This is a genomic window from Pseudoalteromonas shioyasakiensis, from assembly GCF_022398475.1.
Taxonomy (GTDB): Bacteria; Pseudomonadota; Gammaproteobacteria; order Enterobacterales; family Alteromonadaceae; genus Pseudoalteromonas.
On sequence record NZ_JAKEVM010000022.1, the window covers coordinates 17,258 to 42,234 of the forward strand.

At 42.3% G+C, this 24,977-nt stretch carries 26 protein-coding genes and 1 pseudogene; 10 read left to right on the plus strand and 17 right to left on the minus strand.

What is annotated here, in order from left to right; all coding sequences use genetic code 11:
* The first annotated feature begins 115 nt into the window (after positions 1-115).
* A complete protein-coding gene (locus L1D51_RS06405) occupies positions 116-1,000 on the plus strand; it encodes a hypothetical protein (RefSeq protein WP_239963223.1) in 885 nt (294 codons plus the stop codon).
* Positions 1,001-1,195: 195 nt separating this feature from the next.
* Here L1D51_RS06405 and rpsQ read toward each other — a convergent pair whose 3' ends face one another.
* Genes rpsQ through rpsJ form a run of 11 tightly spaced genes read right to left on the minus strand, consistent with a single transcriptional unit; the run spans position 1,196 to position 6,163 of the window.
* Positions 1,196-1,453, minus strand: a complete 258-nt coding sequence (gene rpsQ, locus L1D51_RS06410) for a 30S ribosomal protein S17 (RefSeq protein ID WP_054552372.1) — start codon at positions 1,451-1,453, stop codon at positions 1,196-1,198.
* Positions 1,453-1,644 carry a 50S ribosomal protein L29 gene (gene rpmC, locus L1D51_RS06415; RefSeq protein ID WP_054552371.1) on the minus strand — a complete coding sequence of 64 codons (192 nt, stop codon included), beginning with the start codon at positions 1,642-1,644 and terminating at the stop codon, positions 1,453-1,455. Before rpmC ends, rpsQ begins: the two co-directional genes overlap by 1 nt.
* The gene (gene rplP, locus L1D51_RS06420) at positions 1,644-2,057 is read right to left on the minus strand and encodes a 50S ribosomal protein L16 (protein ID WP_036974208.1); all 414 of its coding nucleotides are present in this window, start codon (positions 2,055-2,057) and stop codon (positions 1,644-1,646) included. The genes rpmC and rplP overlap by 1 nt, the downstream gene beginning before the upstream one ends.
* Positions 2,058-2,069: 12 nt before the next feature.
* Entirely contained in the window at positions 2,070-2,771 is a 702-nt protein-coding gene (rpsC, locus tag L1D51_RS06425) for a 30S ribosomal protein S3 (protein ID WP_054552370.1), read from the minus strand.
* A gap of 11 nt (positions 2,772-2,782) precedes the next feature.
* Entirely contained in the window at positions 2,783-3,115 is a 333-nt protein-coding gene (gene rplV, locus L1D51_RS06430; RefSeq protein WP_004588690.1) for a 50S ribosomal protein L22, read from the minus strand.
* A gap of 14 nt (positions 3,116-3,129) precedes the next feature.
* The gene (gene rpsS / locus L1D51_RS06435; protein ID WP_010376377.1) at positions 3,130-3,408 is read right to left on the minus strand and encodes a 30S ribosomal protein S19; all 279 of its coding nucleotides are present in this window, start codon (positions 3,406-3,408) and stop codon (positions 3,130-3,132) included.
* A gap of 16 nt (positions 3,409-3,424) precedes the next feature.
* Positions 3,425-4,249, minus strand: a complete 825-nt coding sequence (rplB, locus tag L1D51_RS06440; RefSeq protein WP_054552369.1) for a 50S ribosomal protein L2 — start codon at positions 4,247-4,249, stop codon at positions 3,425-3,427.
* 17 nt (positions 4,250-4,266) lie between these two features.
* Positions 4,267-4,569, minus strand: coding sequence for a 50S ribosomal protein L23 (gene rplW / locus L1D51_RS06445; protein ID WP_054552368.1), 303 nt, complete (start codon positions 4,567-4,569; stop codon positions 4,267-4,269).
* On the minus strand, positions 4,566-5,171 hold the full coding sequence (gene rplD, locus L1D51_RS06450; RefSeq protein ID WP_054552367.1) for a 50S ribosomal protein L4: 606 nt from the start codon (positions 5,169-5,171) through the stop codon (positions 4,566-4,568). Before rplD ends, rplW begins: the two co-directional genes overlap by 4 nt.
* 17 nt (positions 5,172-5,188) lie before the next feature.
* A complete protein-coding gene (gene rplC, locus L1D51_RS06455) occupies positions 5,189-5,824 on the minus strand; it encodes a 50S ribosomal protein L3 (RefSeq protein WP_036974218.1) in 636 nt (211 codons plus the stop codon).
* Positions 5,825-5,851: 27 nt separating this feature from the next.
* Positions 5,852-6,163, minus strand: coding sequence for a 30S ribosomal protein S10 (rpsJ, locus tag L1D51_RS06460; protein WP_002957900.1), 312 nt, complete (start codon positions 6,161-6,163; stop codon positions 5,852-5,854).
* 431 nt (positions 6,164-6,594) lie between these two features.
* Between rpsJ and plsB the strand changes: the two genes are divergently transcribed.
* A complete protein-coding gene (gene plsB, locus L1D51_RS06465; protein WP_239963224.1) occupies positions 6,595-9,045 on the plus strand; it encodes a glycerol-3-phosphate 1-O-acyltransferase PlsB in 2,451 nt (816 codons plus the stop codon).
* Here the strand turns inward: plsB and tesB are convergent.
* Positions 9,042-9,899: an acyl-CoA thioesterase II gene (gene tesB, locus L1D51_RS06470; RefSeq protein ID WP_054552365.1), complete on the minus strand. Its 858-nt coding sequence runs from the start codon at positions 9,897-9,899 to the stop codon at positions 9,042-9,044. The genes plsB and tesB overlap by 4 nt on opposite strands.
* Positions 9,900-9,978: 79 nt before the next feature.
* On the opposite strand from tesB, the gene L1D51_RS06475 reads away from it, so the two are divergent.
* On the plus strand, positions 9,979-10,440 hold the full coding sequence (locus tag L1D51_RS06475) for an EVE domain-containing protein (RefSeq protein ID WP_054563924.1): 462 nt from the start codon (positions 9,979-9,981) through the stop codon (positions 10,438-10,440).
* Positions 10,441-10,525: 85 nt separating this feature from the next.
* Entirely contained in the window at positions 10,526-11,557 is a 1,032-nt protein-coding gene (locus tag L1D51_RS06480) for a cytosolic protein (RefSeq protein ID WP_239963225.1), read from the plus strand.
* Between the two features lie 26 nt (positions 11,558-11,583).
* On the opposite strand, the gene L1D51_RS06485 is transcribed toward L1D51_RS06480, so the two are convergent.
* Positions 11,584-11,796, minus strand: a complete 213-nt coding sequence (locus L1D51_RS06485) for a hypothetical protein (RefSeq protein WP_054563926.1) — start codon at positions 11,794-11,796, stop codon at positions 11,584-11,586.
* Positions 11,797-11,839: 43 nt separating this feature from the next.
* Positions 11,840-12,904 (minus strand): potassium channel family protein, encoded by a 1,065-nt coding sequence (locus tag L1D51_RS06490; RefSeq protein WP_054563927.1) that lies wholly within the window; start codon positions 12,902-12,904, stop codon positions 11,840-11,842.
* Positions 12,905-13,049: 145 nt separating this feature from the next.
* Here L1D51_RS06490 and L1D51_RS06495 point away from each other — a divergent pair, with 145 nt between their 5' ends.
* Positions 13,050-14,003: a chemotaxis protein CheV gene (locus tag L1D51_RS06495; protein ID WP_239963226.1), complete on the plus strand. Its 954-nt coding sequence runs from the start codon at positions 13,050-13,052 to the stop codon at positions 14,001-14,003.
* A gap of 115 nt (positions 14,004-14,118) precedes the next feature.
* Positions 14,119-15,432, plus strand: coding sequence for a short-chain fatty acid transporter (locus tag L1D51_RS06500; protein ID WP_239963227.1), 1,314 nt, complete (start codon positions 14,119-14,121; stop codon positions 15,430-15,432).
* A gap of 50 nt (positions 15,433-15,482) precedes the next feature.
* Here the strand turns inward: L1D51_RS06500 and L1D51_RS06505 are convergent, their stop codons facing one another.
* Positions 15,483-16,499 (minus strand): metalloprotease, encoded by a 1,017-nt coding sequence (locus L1D51_RS06505; RefSeq protein WP_055021751.1) that lies wholly within the window; start codon positions 16,497-16,499, stop codon positions 15,483-15,485.
* A 175-nt stretch (positions 16,500-16,674) separates the two neighbouring features.
* On the opposite strand from L1D51_RS06505, the gene L1D51_RS06510 reads away from it, so the two are divergent.
* Complete coding sequence (locus L1D51_RS06510; protein WP_054563931.1) at positions 16,675-17,895, plus strand: EAL domain-containing response regulator; 1,221 nt, start codon at positions 16,675-16,677, stop codon at positions 17,893-17,895.
* On the opposite strand, the gene L1D51_RS06515 is transcribed toward L1D51_RS06510, so the two are convergent.
* Positions 17,892-18,956 carry a hemolysin family protein gene (locus tag L1D51_RS06515; RefSeq protein WP_054563948.1) on the minus strand — a complete coding sequence of 355 codons (1,065 nt, stop codon included), beginning with the start codon at positions 18,954-18,956 and terminating at the stop codon, positions 17,892-17,894. The two genes, L1D51_RS06510 and L1D51_RS06515, sit on opposite strands and share 4 nt — an antisense overlap.
* Positions 18,957-19,100: 144 nt before the next feature.
* Here L1D51_RS06515 and L1D51_RS06520 point away from each other — a divergent pair, with 144 nt between their 5' ends.
* On the plus strand, positions 19,101-21,596 hold the full coding sequence (locus L1D51_RS06520; protein ID WP_239963228.1) for an alpha/beta hydrolase family protein: 2,496 nt from the start codon (positions 19,101-19,103) through the stop codon (positions 21,594-21,596).
* A 165-nt stretch (positions 21,597-21,761) separates the two neighbouring features.
* Entirely contained in the window at positions 21,762-22,466 is a 705-nt protein-coding gene (locus L1D51_RS06525) for a response regulator transcription factor (protein ID WP_054563933.1), read from the plus strand.
* A gap of 8 nt (positions 22,467-22,474) precedes the next feature.
* On the opposite strand, the pseudogene L1D51_RS06530 reads toward L1D51_RS06525, so the two are convergent.
* A pseudogene (locus L1D51_RS06530) lies at positions 22,475-23,350 on the minus strand (YifB family Mg chelatase-like AAA ATPase); the annotation flags it as partial.
* Between the two features lie 41 nt (positions 23,351-23,391).
* Between L1D51_RS06530 and L1D51_RS06535 the strand changes: the two are divergent.
* Positions 23,392-24,924 (plus strand): recombinase family protein, encoded by a 1,533-nt coding sequence (locus L1D51_RS06535; protein WP_239963229.1) that lies wholly within the window; start codon positions 23,392-23,394, stop codon positions 24,922-24,924.
* Positions 24,925-24,977: the final 53 nt, after the last annotated feature.

The window sequence follows — 24,977 nt, forward strand, 5'->3', positions numbered from 1 at the left end:
CATTAAAAGCGCAGCTAACTAGCTGCGCTTTTTGTTTTTATCATTATAAGTAATTGATAATACAAATAGCTTGTTTTAATCTGCTGATATTACAAAGCAACTTGGATGATGTGATATGTCAACTTGGCAAGGGAATACTGCGCTGGCATTTGCAAGCATTGCACTTGGCTTATCAATTTATAGCTATACAAAAGTAAACTCGACTGACAAGCCTGTAGTTACTCAGCAAGCAAAACCTAACTTAAAAAAGTTAACCATTCCAGAGCAAGACAGAGAAAATCTAGTTGCCTTACATGGCTATATTTTAGATCTCGAAACACGCATTCACGAGCTTGAAAATCAAGCGCCAACAATTGATCCTGAGCGACTTGCCTCATTAGTTAAACAAGCAATGGAACAGCAAGAAAAAGAGCGACGAGTCGAAATTGAGAAAAGAAATCCAGCGCTTGGCTGGCTAAGTAATTTACCTGATGACTACCGCGAACGCATCAAAGCAGACCCACAATATGCCGACAGCTCAATAAATGAAGCTCTTGCTACCTTACTCAATTTGAGTAAGTCCGAAAATGAGCGCTTAGCAGCCTACGGGCAACTAAAAATGACCCTAAGCATGCTCAGACGCGACCTGGACGACAGCCAGGCAAATGCAGTAATCGATGCTATGATAAGCATTAGCGAATACACTAATGATCCTAAGATTCGTGTCAGTACTTTAGAGAATTTATCTCGCCAAAATAATGTCTCACCTAAGCTCGCTGAGCATTTTCAAAAGCTTTTACAAACTGACGATAATGATTATGTTCGCAATATTTCTGCCACAGCCCTCATCGGCCAGTTTTTCCGCGCCACAAGAGATGGCAACAATAGTTATGCCAGTGATTTAGCAGAACGAATTACCACTCTTGAAAATAGTAGCAATACAAAAGTTGCCGAAATCATGGCTGAAAACCTAAAAGGCCCACGGTTAAGAGAAGAGCTAGATAAAGCGTTGGGGAAATGATTGAAGGTGCTAGGTGCTAGGACAAACTAAATCCAGTTTAACCTGAAGTAACTATTAACTTGTTTTCTTGCACTGAAATGAAAGCCCCTTCTCGATCTAATCTGACGTCTGACAGCTGAAAGCTTCCAGCTATTTTTTATAACAAAAAGCCCCAGCAGATGCCGGGGCTTTTTAGTAAGGAAACTTAATTAAAAATTAAGCTTTCTTTGGACGCTCAACAACGTCTACTAAAGTCCAAGACTTAGTCTTAGAAATAGGAGCACACTCAGAAATAGTAACTACGTCACCAGTTTGAGCTGTGTTGTTTTCGTCATGTACGTGTAGTTTAGTCGTACGTTTGATGAATTTTCCATATACTGGATGCTTCACGTAACGTGCGATAGCAACAGTGAAAGATTTATCCATCTTGTCGCTGATTACACGGCCTTGAAGAGTACGGATTTTATCGCTCATTATTGACCTGCCTTCTGGTTAATAACTGTTTTTACACGCGCGATATCGCGACGTACTGTTCTTAGCGTGTGTGTCTGAGCTAACTGACCAGTGCTTGCTTGCATGCGCAGGTTGAACTGCTCACGAAGAAGTCCTAGAAGTTCAGCATTTAGCTCTTCTACGCTTTTGTCTTTTAGTTCGCTAGCTTTCATTACATCACCGTCCGAGTTACGAAAGTTGTTGTGAATGGTAATTTACGCGCTGCAAGGTTGAATGCTTCACGAGCAAGCTCTTCAGAAACACCTTCCATTTCGTAAAGTACTTTACCAGGTTGAATTTCAGCAACCCAATATTCAACAGAACCTTTACCTTTACCCATACGAACTTCTAATGGTTTGTTCGTAATTGGCTTATCTGGGAATACACGAATCCAGATTTTACCTTGACGCTTTACGTGACGTGTCATAGCACGACGAGCTGCTTCGATTTGACGAGCAGTCATACGGCCACGGCCAGTAGCTTTCAAACCGAAAGTACCGAAGCTTACTTTGTTACCGTTTTGCGCTAAACCGCGGTTGCGGCCTTTGTGCATTTTACGGAATTTTGTACGTTTTGGCTGTAACATTACTCGCTACCTCTACTTAGCACTTTTTTTGGCTTTCTTTGGCGCGCGTTTAGCTGGCTTCTCTTGCTCTTGTACTAGTGGTAAACCACCAATAACTTCGCCTTTGAAGATCCAAACTTTAACACCAATGATACCATAAGTGGTTAAGGCTTCAGAAGTTGCGTAGTCGATATCAGCACGAAGAGTATGTAGAGGTACACGACCTTCACGATACCATTCTGAACGTGCGATCTCAGCACCGCCAAGACGACCGCTAACTTCAACTTTGATACCCTTTGCACCAATGCGCATTGCATTTTGTACCGAACGCTTCATAGCGCGACGGAACATAACACGACGCTCTAGCTGTGACGCAATACCGTCAGCTACTAGTTGTGCATCAAGTTCAGGCTTACGAACTTCAGCGATATTAATCTGAGCCGGAACACCTGCAATCTTAGTTACTGCTTGACGTAGTTTTTCAACGTCTTCGCCTTTTTTACCGATAACAACACCAGGACGAGCTGTGTGAATTGTTACACGGATAGATTTAGCTGGACGCTCGATAACGATTTTAGACACAGAAGCCGCTTTTAATTCCTTAGTAAGGAAAGTACGTACTTTGTGATCGCCAAAAAGCTGATCAGAGAAATCTTTTGAATTCGCGTACCAGGTAGAAACCCAAGGTTTAGAGATACCTAGGCGAATACCAGTAGGATGAACTTTTTGTCCCATTACTTATACTCCTAGCTATCTGAAACCACAACAGTGATGTGGCTTGTACGCTTAAGGATGCGGTCTGCGCGTCCTTTAGCACGTGGCATAATACGCTTCATTGTTGGACCATCGTCCACAAAGATCGTAGTTACACGAAGCTCATCAATGTCAGCACCTTCGTTATGCTCTGCGTTAGCAATAGCAGACTCAAGTACTTTTTTAACTAATACAGCCGCTTTTTTAGGGCTGTACGCCAGGATTTCTAGAGCGCGATCAACCGGAAGTCCGCGGATCTGATCTGCAACTAGACGTGCTTTTTGCGCCGAACCAGAGGCGAATTTATGTTTAGCTAATGCTTGCATTTATCATTCCCCTCTTAACGTTTCTTCGCTTTCTTATCCGCAGCGTGACCGCGGTAAGTACGAGTTGGTGCAAATTCACCTAGTTTGTGACCGATCATTTCGTCTGTGATGAACACAGGAACGTGCTGACGACCATTATGGACAGCGATGGTCAATCCGATCATGTTAGGTATGATCATTGAACGACGGCTCCAAGTTTTAATTGGCTTCTTGTCACCGCTTTCCAACGCTTTCTCTACCTTCTTCAGCAAGTGTAGGTCAATAAAAGGACCTTTCTTGAGAGAACGTGGCATGGCTATTCCTCAACTATTATTTAGTACGACGACGTACGATAAATTTATCAGTACGCTTGTTCTTACGTGTCTTAGCACCTTTAGTCGGCTTACCCCATGGAGACACAGGATGACGACCACCAGATGTACGACCTTCACCACCACCGTGCGGGTGATCTACCGGGTTCATGGCAACACCACGAACTGTCGGACGGATACCACGCCAGCGATTTGCACCAGCTTTACCTAGTGAACGAAGCATATGCTCAGCATTGCCTACTTCACCAAGTGTTGCGCGACAGTCAGCTGGAACTTTACGAACTTCGCCAGAACGAAGACGTAGAGTTACGTATTGACCTTCACGAGCAAGGATTTGAACGTATGCACCAGCAGAACGTGCGATTTGCGCGCCTTTACCTGGTTTTAATTCTACGTTGTGAACAGTCGAACCTACAGGCATGTTACGCATTGGTAACGTGTTACCAGCTTTGATTGGTGCATCAATACCAGATTGGATTGAATCACCAGCTTTTAAGCCTTTAGGTGCAATAATGTAACGACGCTCACCGTCTGCATATAATACAAGAGCGATGTTTGCGCTACGGTTTGGATCATACTCTAGACGCTCAACAACAGCTGGAATGCCATCTTTAGTGCGTTTAAAGTCGATTACACGGTAATGATGCTTATGACCACCACCGATGTGACGAACCGTGATACGACCTTTGTTATTACGACCACCAGACTTAGAGTTTTTCTCTAGTAGTGGTGCGTAAGGTTTACCCTTATGTAGATCTGGGTTAACCACTTTAACCAGGTGACGACGACCCGCAGAAGTTGGTTTACACTTTTGAAGTGCCATAATTCTAACTCCCCTTATTACTCGGCGCCGCCGACAAAGTCTAGCTCGCTACCTTCTTTAAGAGTAACGTAAGCTTTCTTCCAGTCTGAACGACGACCGAAACGCATGCCAGTACGTTTTGTTTTACCCTTAACGTTTAGTGTGCGAACACCAGTTACTTCTACTTCAAAAAGCTTTTCTGCTGCAGCTTTGATTTCAGCTTTAGTTGCATCAGAAGCTACTTTGAAAACAATCGTGTTGTTCTCTTCAGCAGCGATAGTGCTTTTTTCAGAGATGTGTGGAGCAAGGATCACTTTTAAAAGACGTTCTTCACGGATCATGCTAGCGCCTCCTCAAGTTGCTTAACAGCAGCAGCTGTAATAAGTACCTTATCGAAAGCGATTAGGCTTACAGGATCGATACCAGCTACATCACGCGTGTCAACCTTGTATAGGTTACGTGCCGATAAGAAAAGATTCTCATCTACTTCTTCAGTCACGATTAGAACATCTTTAAGCTCAAGTTCTTTAAGCTTAGAAACTAGTTCTTTAGTTTTTGGTGCTTCAAGACCAAACTGCTCAACAACGATTAAACGCTCTTGACGAACTAATTCAGATAAGATGCTTTTGATCGCACCGCGGTACATTTTACGGTTTACTTTTTGGCTGTGATCTTGTGGTTTAGCTGCGAAGCTAACGCCACCTGAACGCCAAATTGGGCTACGAATTGTACCAGCACGTGCACGGCCAGTACCTTTTTGAGACCATGGTTTTTTACCACCACCGCTTACTTCAGAACGTGTCTTCTGAGCACGAGTACCTTGACGAGCACCTGCTGCGTAAGCAACAACTACTTGGTGTACTAATGCTTCGTTAAACTCACGTCCAAAAGTAGCTTCAGAAACTTCAAGAGCGCCAGAAGCGTCTTTAATTGCTAATTCCATCACTAAATCTCCAGGACTTATGCTTTAACAGCTGGTTTAACGATAACGTCACCGCCGATAGCGCCAGGTACTGCACCTTTAACTAAAAGCAAGTTACGCTCAGCGTCAACGCGAACTAGTTCTAAGTTTTGAGTCGTTACACGCTCAGCACCCATGTGACCGGCCATTTTCTTACCTTTAAACACCTTACCAGGTGATTGGTTTTGACCGATTGAACCAGGAGCACGGTGAGATAGAGAGTTACCGTGAGTAGCGTCTTGCATGCTGAAGTTCCAGCGCTTAACACCACCTTGGAAACCTTTACCTTTAGAAGTACCGGTTACGTCAACTTTGTTGATTTCGTTGAATAATTCAACAGTAAGCTCAGCGCCTACTTCAAAATCGCCTTCACCACCATTTAGGCGGAATTCCCACAGACCGCGACCCGCTTCAACACCAGCTTTAGCGAAGTGACCCGCTGCTGCTTTGTTTACACGGCTTGCTTTTTTAGTGCCTGCGGTTACTTGAAGCGCGTTATAACCGTCAGTTGCTTCAGATTTGATCTGAGCAATGCGGTTAGGTGTCGCTTCGATAACTGTCACAGGGATAGATACACCATCTTCAGTGAAGATACGTGTCATACCCACTTTACGACCGACTAGACCTAATGCCATTTTCCTAAAACCTCTCTAATCTTCCGATTAACCCAGGCTGATTTGAACATCAACACCAGCAGCAAGATCTAAACGCATTAGAGCGTCAACAGTCTTGTCAGTTGGTTCTACGATGTCGATCAGACGTTTATGGGTGCGGATTTCGTACTGATCACGCGCGTCTTTGTTAACGTGCGGTGAAGTTAGTACAGTAAAACGTTCAAAGCGTGTAGGTAGTGGGATTGGACCACGTACTTGTGCGCCAGTGCGTTTCGCAGTTTCCACGATTTCCGCCGTTGATTGGTCAATCAAACGGTGGTCAAAAGCTTTTAGGCGAATACGAATGCGTTGATTTGACATTCTTAAACCTCAATATAAAGAGCATTTAAAAAGAGCATAAAAAAACGACCGAAACAATCTTAATAACTAAGATGTCGGCTGCTTTCTTATATCTACGATGAATTCCAAATCGGAATTCCTGTTTATTAGCTTGAAATCCAAGCTTAATCTTTCCTTCCAAGTTCCCGAGGGAATTTTGAAAGCCTGCGTATTATAGATAGATTGGTGATAAATGCAACAACTATTTTGAAAATCTCAAAGGTCTAAATTAAATTTTGTTTAATTTTCGAACTTTATCAATAACATTAGCGTCTTTAAATTATACTTGTGCGAGTAAAGAGGCTAGAAAATCGCTTTTAAATGGTCAGTCCAGTTAATAATTGTTATTCTATGCCGCTTATTTTTGACCGGACTCGGTCTATTTAATATCTACTAATAACTTTGGTGAGTTGATGCGTATCATTAATCGTTGTTTAAATTTCATTTCTGCCGGTATGAACCGCTTGTTTGTAAAAAGTAAGGTGTTGCCAGAGAATCCGATTGAACAATACAACCTAAACCCAGCCAACCCTACTTTTTATATTGTTAGGCTAAATGCACGCTCTGATTTAGCTGCACTGGCAAGGGTATGTAAAAAATACGGCTTACCTAACCCGACCGAAGAGCAGTTATTAGGTAATGCAGAACTTGATCGCTTTATCGGTATTCAAAACCCACCACCGCTATTTGGTAATAAAAGCAAACCAAGCAATGCCCTGCAGCAAGGCAAACAAATTATTGACCACCTGATGCAATCAGGTGAGAAAAACGTCCAAGTGATCCCGGTGACGATTTTATGGGGTCGTAATCCGGGTAAAGAAAAGCCAGGTTTAGGTACTTTGGTGTCTCATTCATTAACACCTAGCTGGTTTCGTAAATTCTTTGTGTTGCTATTTTCTGGGCGCGATAACTTTATTCGCTTTAGTCAGCCGCTCGATTTATCGTTATTGGTCAATGAAAAAGCTGAGGTTGATGAGCTACCGCATAAACTATTACGTGTAGCCCGCGTGCACTTTCGTCGTCAAAAATTGGCAGCGACAGGCCCGAAAATGCCATCACGTGAGCAGCTATTTAATTCGCTACTTGCCTCACCAACAATAAAAAAAGCAATTCAAATAGAAGCGAAAGAAAAAAACATCAGCCAAGAGCAAGCTCGCCAAAATGCGCTGAAGCTACTTGATGAGATTGCCGCCAATTATAGCGATGCCACCATTCGTGTTGCAGACCGTATTTTAACTTGGCTGTGGAATAAGCTTTATAATGGGATTGATATTAAGTTTTCTGAGCAGGTGCATGAGCTTACAGATAAAGGCCACGAAATTATCTATATGCCATGTCACCGATCGCATATGGATTACTTATTGCTGACCTATTCTATTTACCATTTAGGGTTAGTTCCGCCACATATCGCTGCGGGTATTAACTTAAACTTCTTCCCGGCAGGAGGGATTTTCCGTCGCAGTGGTGCTTTCTTTATTCGCCGCTCATTCGCGGGCAATAAATTGTATTCGTCAGTATTTAAAGAGTACCTGAGCCAGTTATTTATCAAAGGCTATTCAGTAAAGTTTTACACTGAAGGTGGTCGTAGCCGTACTGGTCGGTTGTTACCGCCAAAAACAGGTATGCTCGCCATGACATTACAAGCCATGTTACGTGGCATAGACCGCCCTATTTCAATTGTGCCTGTATACATTGGTTATGAGCACGTAATGGAAATTAATACTTACTTAAAAGAGCTTGCCGGTAACGATAAAAAAGGTGAGTCGGTATTAGGTATCTTTAAGGCAATTAAAAACCTTAAAAACTATGGTCGTGGTTATTTAAACTTTGGCGACCCTATATCGATAAACCAATATCTCAATGATCAACAACCTGATTGGCGAGAGTCGATTCACCCAACTGATGTTCAGAAACCACAATGGCTTGGACCACAAGTCGCTAACCTCGCTGATAAGGTAATGGTTAATATTAATAGCGCCGCTGCACTCAATGCAGTGAATCTACTTGCGATGATATTACTGGTAAATGATAAACACGCGCTAAGTAAACCTAAGCTGATTGCTCAGCTTGAGTTTTATTTACATTTACAACGTAGCGCAAGCTACAGTGAAAAGGTGACCACACCAGACGAAAACGCCGAGCAGCTATTAGAGCATGCACTTAAACTTAATAAGTTTGATGTGATCAGTGACGAGTTTGGCGAAATTATCGCGATTAACGATAAAGAAAAAACACTGTTCAACTACTACCGTAATAACGTGTTGCACTTATTTGCAGTACCGAGCTTATTGGCGCTGCATTTATTCAAAGCACATCAAACTACCATGGCTGATTGCCAAGCCTTGATTGCACGTTTTTACCCGTTGTTTGCCAAAGAGTGGTTCTTGCATGAGTTAGATGAAAACTACATTACTCGCGTACTCGCAAGCTTCGTTGATCAAGACCTGATTGAAATTGATGGCGATAATATCAAGATCACTAACAGCAACGACTGCTTAGCGAAACTCGAAATGCTCGGTCGTGCCCTAAGCTTAACACTACAACGCTACGCTATCGTGGTTGGTTTTATTCAAACTAGCAGTGGTATTGAGCGTGAAGAACTTGAACATGAAAGCCAAGTGTTAGCAGAGCGCTTAGGCACCTTGCACGGCATTAAAACCCCTGAGTTCTTCGACAAAAAAGTACTTATTGGTTTTATTTCAAGCTTGCGAGAGCAAAAGCTAATTACCGAAACAGAGCAAGGCTTAACGGGCAGCAATGAGCTGTGTGAAGTGTATTTATATCTTAAAGCATTGCTGCCAGCACGGGTCTGGCAGTCAATTGACGATATAGTGCAAAGCCAAGCTCAGCACATAAAAGATTAACGCTGACGCATGACCCCTTCTTGGATCGTTGAGGCAACCAAATTGCCTTGACGGTCAAAGAACTGACCTCGCACCAAACCACGACCAGAGCTCGCACTTGGGCTATCAATCGAATATAAAATCCAATCGTCTAGTCTAAACGGGCGGTGAAACCACATTGCATGGTCAATCGTTGCAACCTGCATATTCGGCTGCATAAAAGATACGCCGTGCGGCTGTAATGCAGTTGGTAAAAACTCAAAGTCAGATGCGTACGCAAGTAAGTAATTATGAATGCGCTGATCGTCAGGCATCTCGCCATTAGCTTTAAACCAAATATGCTTAACGGGCTCCATTACTTGTGGTTTGAATGGGTTATGAAAAGTCACAGGACGCATTTCAATTGGCACTTCACGGATGAACTTATTTCGAATTGGTTCAGGAATAAGCTCTGCATTTGCTTGGTAAAACTCAAGCGATGACTTTAATTCTTCAGGCTGAGGGACATCAGGCATCTGCGCTTGATGTGATAAGCCCTCTTCTTCACCTTGGAAAGAAGCGGTCATGTAAAAAATCGGCTTACCATATTGAATTGCTTTTACACGGCGAGTACTAAAACTTTTACCATCACGGATATTCTCTACATCATAGACAATCGGCTTTGCAGCATCACCTGGGCGCAAAAAGTAAGAGTGTAAAGAGTGAACAATACGCCCTTGTGGTAATGTTTCTTTTGCGGCAGATAGAGCTTGGCCCATTACTTGGCCACCGAATACAGCTCTAAATCCTAAATCTTGGCTTTGCCCGCGATACAAGCCTTGCTCAATCTCTTCTAACGACATTAATGACAGTAGGTCATCTAATACTTGGCTCATTTATTTATCCTCAATCCCGACAAGCGTTTAATGATACTATAGACTAATTGGAAGTAAATCTTTGTAAGAGCACCTCATTATGGCTTATTGGCTTTTTAAAACCGAACCCGATGCATTTTCAATTGATGATCTAAAAAACGCACCTGAGCAAACCTCTATGTGGGATGGCGTGCGTAATTATCAAGCCCGCAACTTTCTGCGCGATGGTATCAAGCAAGGTGACTTGGTGATGATTTATCATTCAAGTTGCAAACAGGTGGGTGTTGCAGGTATCGCTACGGTGACTCGCGAAGCTTATGCCGACCCAACACAGTTTGATTTAAATAGCGATTACTACGATGCTAAAGCAACTGCTGATAACCCGCGCTGGTTTGTAGTCGATGTGCAATACCAATCACACCTTAAAAAGCTAGTTAGCCTGCAGGCGATTAAAGCCAATGAGTCAATTACCGAAATCGCCCTTAAAAAAGGTGGTCGATTGTCAGTAATGCCTGTCACCGAACATGACTGGCAACAGATCATCGCAATGAGCGAGGGCTAAGCATATAAACTAGCGGCCATTTTTAATGAGCTGCTATTTTTGCTATAATTTTGCCCCTTTATTTTAGAGGTAACGTGGGGGATGTATGAAATTATTGTATTGGTTAGAGGAATGGACCAATCTCCCACGCGATGAGCAACAAAGCCTTGTTCCTATGACTGGTGGTGATTTGCTCGGTGATGTTTATGTGAAATACCATATCATTGATGCCAATAAGCCCCTGCTAATTACCTTCTCTCCTGCTGGAACAAATTATCAAGAACATGATATCAATGATGATTTTTCGCCTTGGGCTTATAAGCTCGCGAAAAAGCAAGATGTGAATATCATCGCCTTTCAACATTTAGGCATTAGCAACTGGTTTAGGCACCGTAATCTGTTGTTTTTTATTGAACAGCTAGCACCACTGATTAGTGGATTTAAAGAGCGATTAGGTTATGGTTTGAGTCGAGGAGGCTTTGCCGTTGGCGCCTTTGCCAATCTATTAAAGCTAGACAAGGTTTTACTCTTTCACCCAGTTAGCACAAAAAACAAAGAAAAAGCGCCATGGGATGACCGTTCAAGTACCGACATCGCGCAAAAATTTGATTGGAACGGTGACTACCACGATTTAGATTTAGGCCATGCAAAGGGTTATATTATTTACGACCCAACGAATCGCATCGACCGAGCTCATGCTAAACGTTACCCACAACTAACCCACTTACGCGTGTTTGGTATGGGCCATAGTGTTCATGCAACATATTTAAATAAGTTTGGTTTTTATAAAGATGTTGCTGTTGATTTTATTAGCCACCAGCAAGTTGATATAGCCCAATTCCGCCAGCAAACCAAAACGCTGCGCTTTAAAGAAGATTATTATCGTCGTCTAAATAAGGCAAACAAGAGTTCGCCACATCGTTTAGCCTTACTGAGCACCGCGCATACAATTTTAGCTGAAGAAAAAGCCGAGCACATGCAAGAGCAAAAAGATGCGATTGATGTGCAACCGCTGATTGATGTTGCAATCAAACATCAAGATGAGCACCCAAACGATGCAATTAAGGTCTTAGAAGTGGCTCAGCAACTCTCACCCGATGATCCTGTGATAGACCATAAACTAAAACAGTTGAAATGATACAGCTGCTGTCAGCTTGAGGTAAGTTAACCCTTAGGTTTTACTTTACGGTGTTTTTTGACCCGCCCGTGTTTAGGGATGATTGTTAAATACATTACTAAAGCTAACCACGAAAAGAAGATGATACCGATTAACCAAGCATTCTTTTCGTGGCCTTGTGTGCGTTTACTATTGAGTACAATGACCACAGGTAAAATGTAGGCACTGAGTACAATAATTAAAAACACAACTTCGTTCATAAATACCAATTCGCTTAATTAAAAGTATTATTGCGGATTGGTACTATACCAACGCAGACCAATCAACTTCGTCACTCAAAACACGCTCCGCAGCAATATAATGCAAAATATCTCCCTCACTTACTACATAATCAAGTGGCGGGTTTAAGTCCATATTTTTTGCACTCAAATTATGTGCTACACCCAGCAGTATAGCATCGTGACTATATTTAAAGTGATGAAACAGCTTGCCAAACTCCATTGCTTGCACGCCTTTTGGAATTGGTAAACTAAATTGAGTATCCCCATGTAGTGTCGATAACAGCTCTTCTTGCACACGGCTTGAACCTGGGTCTTGCATTGAGCGCACTAATATCTCGGCTGACTTAGCACTGCTACATTCTACATTGTGGCAATGCTCATGTAGCATTTCGATTTTAGTTTCATCAGTAAAGTGTGCGCTAATGTGGCACTGTTCATTGACCAACTTGCTAATACGCAGGGCTGTTGTAAACGTTTGGTCATCGTCTTGGCCATCAATAATAATTTTGTCGGCGCGATCAATGGCAATTCTTTTCAACTCATCTAAGTCAGTAAAGCTACTTAGACGAGCAAAATCAACCATAGGATTTGCTAAAAACGGATGTTCCATTTGCTCAGTAACCGCCAATAAAATACGACGATCTAAGCGTTTATGATCGGCCAAGATATAGTCAACCATCTTTTTAGTACGTGTATCATGCCAACCAAAAATAATAATGTGATTGTTTATATGTGCGAAGCTTTTATCACCCGTCATAGCGCGCCTAATTAAATAAGTTACTGTTTGCCCTGTTTTTCCTAACAGAACGCCAAATAATGCTAAACCAAAAGGTATTTGCAGTAATGCGACAATCCAACGGCCAAGCTCAGTGCTCGCGCTAAAATCGCCATAGCCAACTGTAGATGTAGTTACTACATAATAATAAAAATAAGTACTAAGTGGTGTGAGCGCTTGCTCTCCTGCAAGCATAAGCAGCCACCAAATAAGTAGCATATGCAAAAGCGTAGTAAATACCACAGCCTGCCAACTTACTTGATCAATGTGACTGCGAATAAGTACCACTAAACGATTAAATATATGATGCATAATCCTTGCGATTTATAGTGGAAGAAATTATCGATACGGTACTGTAATGCTTGCTCTTTGGCAACTGATGGAAAATTACTAATGCATGTCGATGAAAAATGATAGTAGACTATACTATCTCTGTATTAGGTGTTTAGGGTGAAATATGTCAGGTGTTCTTGCTTCCGTCGATAAGCGTACGCAACTGGTCGGTGAAAACCGCTTAGAGCTTTTACTATTTTACCTACACAGTCGCCACTTATTCGCTCTCAATGTGTTTAAAGTTAAAGAAGTGGTGAAGTTACCGCAAATTAGCAAAATTCCCCACGCCCACCCTAAAGTTTCTGGGGTTGTAAATATTCGTGGCGAATCAATTCCGGTGATTGATTTGCGCAAAGCGATAAACATGCCTGAAGCTAAACACATCGAAGATACAAACCTCGTTATCACTGAATACAATCGTACCGTGCAAGGCTTTTTAATTGGTAAAGTTGATCAAATCATCAATATGACATGGTCAGATATTATGCCGCCACCAACTGCAATTGGTAAAAATCATTACCTAACAGCCTTAACTAAAGTAAAACGCGATGGCCAAGAGCAGCTGGTTGAAATTATCGATGTAGAAAAAGTGCTCGCCGAAATCGTTGAGTACGAAGTTCAAATATCTGAAGACATTCTAGATAAAAGCATCGTGAACGAGTTTGCAGGCCGCAAAATTCTTCACGCCGATGATTCGCCAACTGCTCGTAAGCAAGTAAGCGATACCTTGTCGCAACTTGGCATCGAAATCATACCTGCTCGTAACGGACTTGAAGCACTCGAAATGCTAAAAGGCTGGGCTGATCAAGGCAAAGATGTTGAGAAAGAGCTACTCATGGTGATCACCGATGCTGAAATGCCAGCAATGGATGGCTACCGTTTAACACACGAAATTCGTAACGACACCCGAATGAAGAACCTACATATTGTGCTTAATACATCTTTGAGTGGTAGCTTTAACCAAGCTTTAGTTGAGAAGGTTGGCTGTAATGCCTTCTTATCAAAATTCCAGCCAATACTATTAGTAGAAGAAGTTCAAGCCCGCTTAAAAGCCGTGCTAGAGCAAGATTCACAGTAAGCGCATTTAGCATCAGTTTTTAAAGGCATAAGCTAAAGCAACGACGTCGCAATTTGCCAATCATCGTTAATCATGATTTATTGGCATTATCGATTCCACGACAACAATAAAAACTATGCTAAATCGCGTTGCTAAACCATTCACTAAACTAGTAGAGCGTTATCTACCCGACCCGTTTGTATTTGTTATATTACTCACCTTGCTGAGCTTTATCGTTGCGAGCCTCTTTACGCCGTCAACGCCCACGCAAGTGCTCGCGGCTTGGGGTGGTGGATTTTGGAACCTATTACAATTTGCCATGCAAATGCTGCTAGTGCTGCTAACGGGCTACATGCTAGCGAGCACCCCGGTAATGCGCAGTATACTCAACAAACTCGCGACTCTTGCCAACAGCCCTGCTAAAGCGATCATACTCGTTACAATCGTGTCTTTATTAGCAAGCTGGCTAAATTGGGGCTTTGGTTTAGTGATTGGCGCTTTGTTCGCCAAAGCAATTGCGAAACATACCCGCGTTGATTACCGTTTGTTAGTGGCCAGTGCCTATTCGGGTTTTATTGTTTGGCATGGCGGCTTAGCCGGTTCAGTGCCGCTGACAATCGCAACCGATGGCCACTTTGCAGAGCAAAGTATTGGGGTAATAGGCACCGAAAACACGATTTTTTCGGCATTTAATATCGCTATTGTTGTGGGCTTGTTTATCGTCATGCCGCTGGTAAATCGCTATATGTTGCCAAGCGAAAAAGACAGTGTTTATGTTGACCCCGCAAAGCTTGAAGATGAATCGCAGCAAGCAGATACGCCTACCCGCCCCGCCGAAGTAATTGAACATAGCCGTTTGCTAGGTATGGGGATAGGTGCTGTTGGTCTTGCCTATTTATTCTATTATTTTGTGTTAAACGGAGGCGGCTTAAACTTAAATAGCGTGATCGCTATTTTCTTATTTAGCGCAATTTTACTGCATCAAACGCCGCATAATTTACTTAGCAGCTTACAGCAAGCAATCCCTAGTGGCGCTGGTATTGTGATTCAATTTCCCTTTTATGCGGGGATCATGGCCATTATGGTAAAAACGGGACTTGCTCAACAAATATCGGAAGGATTTATTGCCATTGCAACAGCCGAAACGCTGCCATTTTGGAGCTTTTTAAGTGCAGGGTTTGTGAATATTTTTGTGCCGTCAGGCGGCGGCCAATGGGCAGTGCAAGCGCCGATTGTCATTCCTGCAGCACAAACACTTGGCGCGGATATGCCACGGGTGGCTATGGCTGTCGCATGGGGCGATGCTTGGACTAACCTTATTCAGCCGTTCTGGGCACTCCCCGTACTTGCTATTGCCGGCTTAAAAGCCAAAGACATCATGGGCTTTTGTCTTGTGCAGCTGATCATCACCGGCGTGTTTATATCGTTAATACTGAGTTTTTACCCTTAACACGATATTAGGAAGTGTTAAAAACACTTCCTAATATCTGGCGGTGCATGCTAACTTGCTAAAATCTTCATTGGCAAGCTGAGGATTGGGCTTTCTGAGTCAGCAAAATGCATCATTACTGCAACATGACCTGCAACAACCAGTGCGTACATTACCGCTGAAAAACCTTGTCCATAAGTATCGAGAGGGATGAGGTGTGAGTAGTGACGTCCGCGCCACTCAAAGATAATCTCAAGTGCTCCTACAAATAAGAAAAACACCAGTAGCATCAAGCCGAAGGTATAGCTTAACCACAAGCCAAATAACACGCCTAATAAACACACACTAAGGCCTATCCATGAACGCATCGAAAAACTAATGCTTTTAAGTACATGGCCGCCATCTAAGGGCAGAATAGGTAACAAGTTAAATAGGTTTAACAGTGCACTAAGTACTGCCACACCGGCGAATATTTCCATTTCTGTGGCGTAGTAAAGCACCACTCCCAGCACTGAGGTAATTAAGCCAAAAGCGGGCCCCATGAGTGAGATCACCACATCTTGCCATCGCGTGGTAATTTTATCATCAGAAACAGCCAAACCACCGACAAAGGGAATAAGGTAAATACCTTTAGTTTTAATGCCAAAATATTTCATAGCGCGCACATGACCATATTCATGCACCACCAAGCAAGCAATTAGCATCAAGGCAAACTCGATTGAGAATAACCACGCATAGCCTGCCACCGAAGCACCCGCTAAAGCCGCTTTCACGACTTTTGCACTTTTGAATAATTTAAAGCCCAGTGCCAGCAAACCAATAATGCCGCGTTTTGGTTCAGCTTCTTGTAACTCAGGTAAAGCAAGTTGGCTCACCTGCTGCTGGTTAACAAAGATTGCTAAGCTTTTTTCCTGCACTTTACTGGTATCAAGGCCAATACGCTGCCCCTGAAAATCAAACTCATAAAGTTCTGACTCTGGATTATCGAAGGCAATTGCTTGTTGTTGATGAAAAAGCTGAATTAACTGTGAGCCGTTTAAATGCAAAATAAAGGTTTCGTCTGCGAGGCTCAGCTGAAGTCTGACCATAGTTCTTATAAATACGAATAAAAAGTGCGGCTATTATACTGAGGCCTTACAAAATTACGAATTTCCTTTAGGTACAAGGAGGTATACTTTTCGCACCACAAAACAAGCAAAAAACATGACGAAACACCGTTTATCTACTACTTTTAACTATAGCGTTCTTGTTCATGGAGTGAATATGGTGAAGTCAAATAGACACATTCTCGTAGTGGATGACTCAAAAGCCATCCTGATTGTTATGCATGCCATTTTGAATGAGCTTGAGGTTCCGCACATCACAACCTGCCTAAGTGCAGAAGAAGCTTTAGAAAAAATTAAAAAAGCACCTCGATTCTTTGATGCTATTTTTACCGACCTCAATATGCCAGATATGGATGGTATGGAGCTTATTCGTCACTTAGGCGCTATGAAATACCAAGGTGCAATTGCCATTATTTCTGAGATGGATCCTAAAGTTATAGACCTTGCAGCAGACCTTGCTCGTAAACATAACGCTCACTTAATTGGTAACGTCACTAAACCAGTGCAACTCAATCAAGTGTATTTACTACTGCAAAAGCTTGAGCACTTTGCTATTCATGTTGAGCGTACAAAAACCCCTATTTCTGAGTCACTGCTACTACATGCCATCAGTCATAATGAAATTATTCCGTTTTATCAACCTAAGATAAATCGCCACGATAATCGGGTTGAAAGTATTGAGGTGCTTGCCCGTATCAACACAAGCCAAGCAGATGAAATTATCTTACCGGAGCGCTTCATTTGTATCGCTGAAGACCTAGATTTAATAAACCTTATTACTTTTCAATTGTTTGAAAAAGCCACTAACGATTTTGCAGAAATCAAAGAGCAGTTTGATCCTAACTTAAAACTGGCGTTTAACTTATCTCCTTCGCAGCTCGAGGACTTAAGCTGCCCAGATAAACTGGCTTTAATACTGCACCTTAACAACCTAACACCCAGTGAAGTTATTTTAGAAATTACCGAACAGTATGCTCTACGCAGCACTGCACAACTCGAAACACTCAACCGTTTACGAATGCGCGGTTTTGGTATTTCACTTGATGATTTTGGTACAGGATTTACCAATGTTCAGCAGCTAAAAACACTACCGTTTACCGAAATTAAGATCGATCGCACCTTGATTAGCAATATTGAAACCGATCAGTTTTCCCAAGTGATTGTTAGCAGCTTGGTGAATATAGCGATACAAGAAGATCTTGCTATTGTGGCCGAAGGCATTGAACGCGTGGAAGAGCTTGAATACCTCGACCGCTACAAAGAGTTTATTTTAATGCAGGGCTTTTTGCTGTGCCGCCCGAAAGCCAAAGAAGACTTTTTAAATTGGTCACTTTCATGGCGGCAAATGGTAAAAACTGCAGCAGGACATCGCCGCTAAGGTTTACGCTTATCGTCACTAACGATGGTATTACTCGATGCTAAACGTTGTCGCCAACGCTGTTTGGCGACTTTTTGCATATTGGCTGATTGATCATGTTCATCAACAATTTCGAGCCCCATTAATGCTTCAATTAAATCTTCAAGAGTGACAATACCTTGTACATCACCATATTCATCCACGACTAAACAAATATGCGTGCGCTCAGATAGTAAGGTTTCGAGTAAGGTCGGCACATGCAAGGTTTCTGGTACGGTGTAAATAGGCTTAACAAGCTTGCTAATTTTATAGTCTTCACCCAGACGGTGATAAGCCAGCATAATGTCATTTTTATGCACAAAACCAATAATATCATCACCATTTTTGTCATAAACCAATACTCTAGAGAACGAAGAAGAACCATGCTCCGCCAAGTATTGGTTTACGGTTAAATCTTTATGTACTTTAAAAAGCACCGTACGTGGTGTCATTAAGGTATCGAGTTTGGCATGACGAAAATGCAGCAAGCTGCGTATGATTTCAGATTCATCTTGCCCAAGCGCTCCAGACTCAGTACCAATATCAGCCATGGCTTCAATTTCTTGGCGAATATAGTAGGCTTCATCATAATTACGCCCTAAAAAGCGCGTTAGAATATCAGCAAACCATACGAAAGGTTTTAGAATAAACACCAACCAAATTAGGCTCACACTAACAATGGGTGTTAATCCTCGCCAATAATTAGCCCCTAATGTTTTAGGGATAATTTCAGAGAGCACTAGTACCAATAGCGTCATAATTGCAGAAGCAACACCAACCGCAGCATCAGAGAACACCACTGCAGCTTGTGCGCCAACGCCAGCGGCACCTGCTGTGTGCGCTATGGTATTTAACGTGAGTATTGCAGCTAAAGGTTGGTCTATATTGTCTTTAAGCTTACCAACACGTTTTGCTAACTGCGGTTGCTGCTTTCTGAGCATGGCAACATAACTGGGCGTAATACTTAACAGTACCGCCTCCATCACTGAGCACAAAAACGAAACCGCAATGGCAACAAACATATAAACAAGTAACAATGTCACTGTAAGCCCTCTTAAAAAGTTAACCTGCTCACCATAGCAATTGAAAACCACAAGCTCAAACCCGACTGCAATCTAACGCAGAGCACTTTTTGGGTAATTTGCAGCGTGCTATATTGGTTTAAATTACCTTCAACAGGCGAAACTATGACACTTTCAACTACTTGGCTAAACCAATCAGCCAAGCTAAAAACAACATTCAGTGCATTAGCGTTATGTGCGTTAAGTAATACAGCGATGGCCGATGTCATTGATAAATCAGCGGTGCAATTTATTGGCCCTCTTGGCGAAGATATGCAACTTAAACCATATCAAACGGATCATCGCGATGCCATTATTGCTAACCTATTACCTAGCTTGCAAAAAAGCACCGATAGCATACGCGTTTTTGGTAATGAGCTTGACTGGCAATCATTCGACAAAGTGAGCGCGCTAACACTTGGTGGTTTGCAAGCACTCAAATTTACCGCCTCGACAGAGCGTTTTAGCCAAGGCTCATTAACACTTAAAGGCATTGAAAACGCACAGCTATTTATTGATGGTGAAAAGCAAACAGAAAAAAATAAAAGCTATGAGCTAGCTTTAAGCCAAGGCGATCATCAGTTTGTTATCATCACTGAGCAAGTAGCCAACTGGAATGAGGTTGAGCTTGATTTTACGGCTAAGTCAGAACTAGACGCTGTGCAATTTAGTGCTAAACAACAACACGGTTTGTCTGCTAAACAATTATTTGATGCGCCAACGGTCAGTTATATTTCAATGGCACCAAATGGCGATTTCTTCATTACTAGCCAACGTCATTACGAAGATGCAACCGCTAATCAAGCGCAATATGTTACTGAACTTAAAGACGAAAAAAACAATACACTTTATCGCTTTGAGTCAGCCCAACCAAGTAACATTACTTGGAGCCCAGATAGCAAAAGTTTAGTGTATTTATTAAATGGCGAGCTTAAACGTTTAAACCTAAAAACCATGCAACTTAGCGTCATTGCTAAAAACCTCTCTGGGGCAAATGGCTTTCAGTTTTTTGATAACAACAGCTTAATTTTTAGTTGGTCAAAGTCTCCAACAGATAATGGCAAGCTCACTAAGCATTACCAAGGCCTGCAAGACCGTTGGTCTTATGCTCGTACTACATCGCAAGTCTATTTACTCGATATATCAACAGGTCTAAGCAAAACCTTAAGCCAAGGACCACTTAGCCATTCACTTGAAGATTTTGACGCTAAAAGCGGTCACGTCTTAATGAGCCGCTCAGCACAAGCTATGCAACTCTCACCACAGCCAGCAACAGAACTTGTTGAGCTAAACTTAGCTTCATCGGCTCTTACGGTACTTGGTCAATACAAAACATTTAATCAGGCTAAATATACTGACGACGGAATTTATGTCACTGCCGGACCAGATTTTAATAATGGCTTAGGTCGTAATCTTCCTGAAGGGATGCTTGCTAATAACTATGATGGCCAACTTTATTTACTCAGCCGTGACGGTAAAAAAGCAACCGCTTTAAGTAAAGAGTTTAACCCGGCTATCGGGCAGTTAAACGTACTTAAAAACGGTGATGCACTGATTAAAGTTACCGAGCAAGATACTGTACAACTTTATCAATTCGACTTAAGCAAAAAGCGTTTTAATAAAGTGAATACGGGCTTTGATGTTGTTGAGCAAGTTAGCTATTCACACGAACGTACCCCGCGCATTTTGGTTACCGGTACCACAGCGTCAACACCTCAGCAGTTAAAGCAACTAAGCTTAGGTAAGAGCCGCGCTAAAACTGTGTGGGACTCTAAGCCAATTGGCTATGAAAATACGCAAGTAGCCTCATTGGAAGAGTTTAACTTTACTAATAAGGATGGCATTGAAATTAAGGGTCGCGTTTATTTACCGCATGATTTAGATAGCAATAAACAATATCCTGCGCTGGTTTATTATTATGGCGGTACATCGCCAGTAACTCGTGGTTTTACCGGTCGCTACCCATTTAACCTTTGGGCTGAGCATGGTTATGTTGTTTACGTTGTACAACCTACTGGCGCAACCGGCTTTGGCCAAGAGTTCTCGGCTAAACACGTCAACGCATGGGGCGAATACACCGCCAACGACATCATCGACGGCACAAAAGCCTTTTTAGATAAATATAGCTTTGTAGATAGTAAGCGTGTAGGTAATTTAGGAGCCTCTTACGGTGGCTTTATGACCATGCTACTCGCAACTAAAACAGATATGTTCAGTGCATCGATTGCTCATGCTGGAATTTCAAATATCACCTCGTACTGGGGCCAAGGTTGGTGGGGTTACTTATACTCAGCTGAGGCATCTAAAAATAGCTACCCGTGGAACAATCCTACACTTTATAGCCAACACAGCCCGGTGTTTCATGCTGACAAAGTAGCAACGCCGCTATTACTCCTTCATGGTGATTCGGATACCAACGTACCGGTTGGTGAAAGCCACAATATGTACACGGCATTAAAGTTATTAGGTAAAGATGTTGACCTGATTGAGTACAAAGGTGCAGATCACCAAATTTTTGCTCGAGATAAACGCTTCGACTGGTGGAATACCATGTTGGCTTATTTCGATAAAAACTTAAAAGATCAGCCACAATGGTGGCAATATCTTTATCCTGAAAAGTAGATTAATCACTTGGCTGAGTACTTTGCGAGTGCTCAGCTTTCACCCTTTTCAACTACAGCTAAGCCATTAAATTGTAAGAAATAGTTACAAACCTCGCCAATACACTTCTCAGCCTTTGCCATACAGTGCTAACATAACAACAAATCAAGTGTGAAATTAAAGCGAATGACTATTCAAGTTTTATTGGTTGAAGACGACGAACTACTCGTTAAACGCATTCTTAATCATTTTAAAGAAACTGAGTTTAATATTGAGGTAGATTCAACGGGGGCCGATGCATTAAGCATTGTGCAATCGCGTGCTTCATCAAAAGAAGCTATTTCTCTAGCCGTTATCGACATTGTGTTACCAAAACGCGATGGGCTTTTGCTTGCCAAAGAACTTAATGCACTAACAGATATTGGTGTTATTGTGCTGTCTAGTCGTGACTCGCAAGCTGACCGTATTGCAGGCCTTGCACAAGGTGCCGATGACTATATTTGCAAGCCGGTTGACTTACTTGAACTTGAACTAAGAATGCGCGCCCTTTTTAAGCGCATAAAAGGCTCTCAGCAAGATGATGAGAGTGAAGAGTTTATTGAATATGCCGACTTTAAACTGCACCCAGATAACCGCACATTAGTGACCCCTAATGGTGAAGAGTCTCGTCTCACCGAAGCAGAGCACAAGGTACTTATTTGCCTTATTGCAAATGCAGGTAAAGCGACATCACGTGAAAAAATTTCCGAAGAAATAGGTCAACCTGACTGGAGCCCAAGCGATCGTACCGTTGATGTACTTATTGGCCGCTTACGTAAAAAATTAAGCGATGAAAAAGACCAAAAACGTATCGTTACCGTTCGCGGCAAAGGTTACATGCTCTCTATTTAGCAAGTTATCTAATACTGCGTTAATTGACTAATTAACCGCTCAAAGGCGCGATAATTCAGCGCCTCTTTTAATTCATTTAAGGTAATTGCTGGCTGTGCTTTCAAGTCGCTAATGGTACGCGCAACTTTAATAACACGATGATATGAGCGTGGTGATAAAGCCAGTTTTTCGCTGGCTTTTGCTAAAAACTGCAGCTCAGCAGCTGCCAACTCACAATGAATGCTCATTTCTTTATTATTCAAGCGCGCATTCACTTTGCCTTGCCGGTTAAGTTGAATTGCATAAGCTCTTTCAACTCTGGCTCTTACTTGTTCACTGCTCTCTTCTACTTGCGTGCTCTGTAATTGGCTACTGGTGAGTCGCGGCAGCTCAATTTGTAGATCAATCCTATCGATAAATGGTCCAGATACTCGAGATAAATACCGCAATACTTGATCAGGCGTTGCACGCTTATCTGTATGGCTTCCTGTGGGGCTAGGGTTTAATGCGGCGATCAGCTGGAATTGCGATGGAAATTCCATTTGTCGCGCCGCTCGCGATATAGTCACCACGCCCGTTTCCATTGGTTCACGCAGTGAATCGAGCACTTTTCTCTCAAATTCAGGCAGCTCGTCTAAAAACAGTACACCATTATGAGCAAGAGAAATTTCTCCCGGCTTAGGGTTCGAAGAGCCACCAACAAGGGCCACAGCAGAGCAAGTATGATGTGGATTTCTGAAGGGGCGTTCACGCCAATTAGATAAATCAACCGACTGACCAATTATCGAATATAGCGCGGCGGTGCTAATTGCTTCATCATCCGACATGGTTGGCATAATCGTAGGCATACGTTGGGCAAGCATTGACTTGCCAGTACCTGGAGGGCCAAGAAACAGTTTATGATGATATAATAGACCCATGTTTTTTACTTCAACAGAAAATCGTTATGAAAAAGGCATATAGTTACATTCGTTTCAGTACAAAAGGACAAATTGAAGGCAGAAGCCTTAAACGCCAATTAGAAAATGCTAAAGCATATGCAGATAGCAACGGGTTAGCTCTACAAGGCTTATCATTTAGAGACCTAGGCGTTAGTGGTTACAAAGGTAAAAACTCATCAGACGGTGAGCTTGGAAGGTTTATTGAGGCAGTAAAAGATGGTGTCATCGAGAAAGGCAGTTACTTACTCATTGAAAGTTTTGACCGTATGAGTAGACAGCCTGTTGAAACCTCTCTAATGCTTCTAATGAACATAATCGATCTAGGCATAACAGTCGTCACCCTAATGGACAAACAGGTTTATAAAAAGGGTGAAATGGATATGCAATCCCTCATGATTTCCCTAGTGTCTATGAGTCGAGCTCATGAGGAATCAGCTACAAAGAGTAAGCGTGTAGGCGATGCATGGCATAAAAAGCAAAGTAGAGCCATTTCTGAACCTATGGGCTCTCCCCTACCAGCATGGCTTTACTACAGTGATGATAGAAAAGAGATACTAGTCTCACAAGAGAAAGCACTCATAGTTAAATACATATTTCTACTGTCCGCTGAAGGCTATGGTAGAGCAGCTATCGTTAGAAGATTAAACGATGAGGGAATTTCTCCTATTGGCTCTAGGGCAACAAAGTGGCATTTGTCTTATATAACTAAACTTCTTAACGGTCGAACTGTCCTAGGTGAATACCATCCCCACATTACGAACTCGCTAGGTCAACGTGAAGCAACTGGTGAAGTCATTAAAGACTACTATCCAGCGATTATAGATGAGGACCTGTGGTACAAATCCCAAGCAGGTATCAAAAGCAGACGTATAGGAAGCACTGGGTCAATCAAAAAGGGGATCACTAGGAACATATTCTCTGGTTTTATATCATGCAAGTGTGGTTCATCTGTTCAATTCGTAAATAAAGGGAGCTCCCCTAAGGGCGGTTACTACTTAGTATGTAGCTTAGCGAGGCATGGTGGTGGCTGTAAGTACGTGAGCCATCGTTACTACTATACTCAATGGGTAATCCTTATTGCCCTTCAAAAGCTACTCACACCTTACGCTAAGAAGCCTGAAGATAACTCTAAAGAGATGAGCCTTGAAGGAGAGTTAATAACCTTACAGAAACAGATCGATGAACTCATCCAAGATATAGATGAGAATGGCTTTAGTGCTTACATTAGCAAAGCTATCCGTCAGAAAGAGCTTCGTATCAGTGAAATAACTAGAGAGTTAGAAGATATACAGGCAAAGAAAGTAATCCGTGATGAGTCCTTAGATATTACGGAGCTAACTGCAAATATCAATGAGCAATCTGAACGTTTGAAGCTCCACCAGCACCTTAAAAGGCAACTAAAGACTATAGTGCTATCACCTGATAAGAAGACTATTGATATCTTGGTAAATGATGGTGATGACATACACTTAAGCTATGATGAAAGCACTAAGGTATGGTCCTCTGGTGACGGTATGTGCTTTAAAGTTGAAGCTTAAAATGTGTTTTAATTAATACTAATAATGCCAGCCTAAGAAATAAGTTATACAAC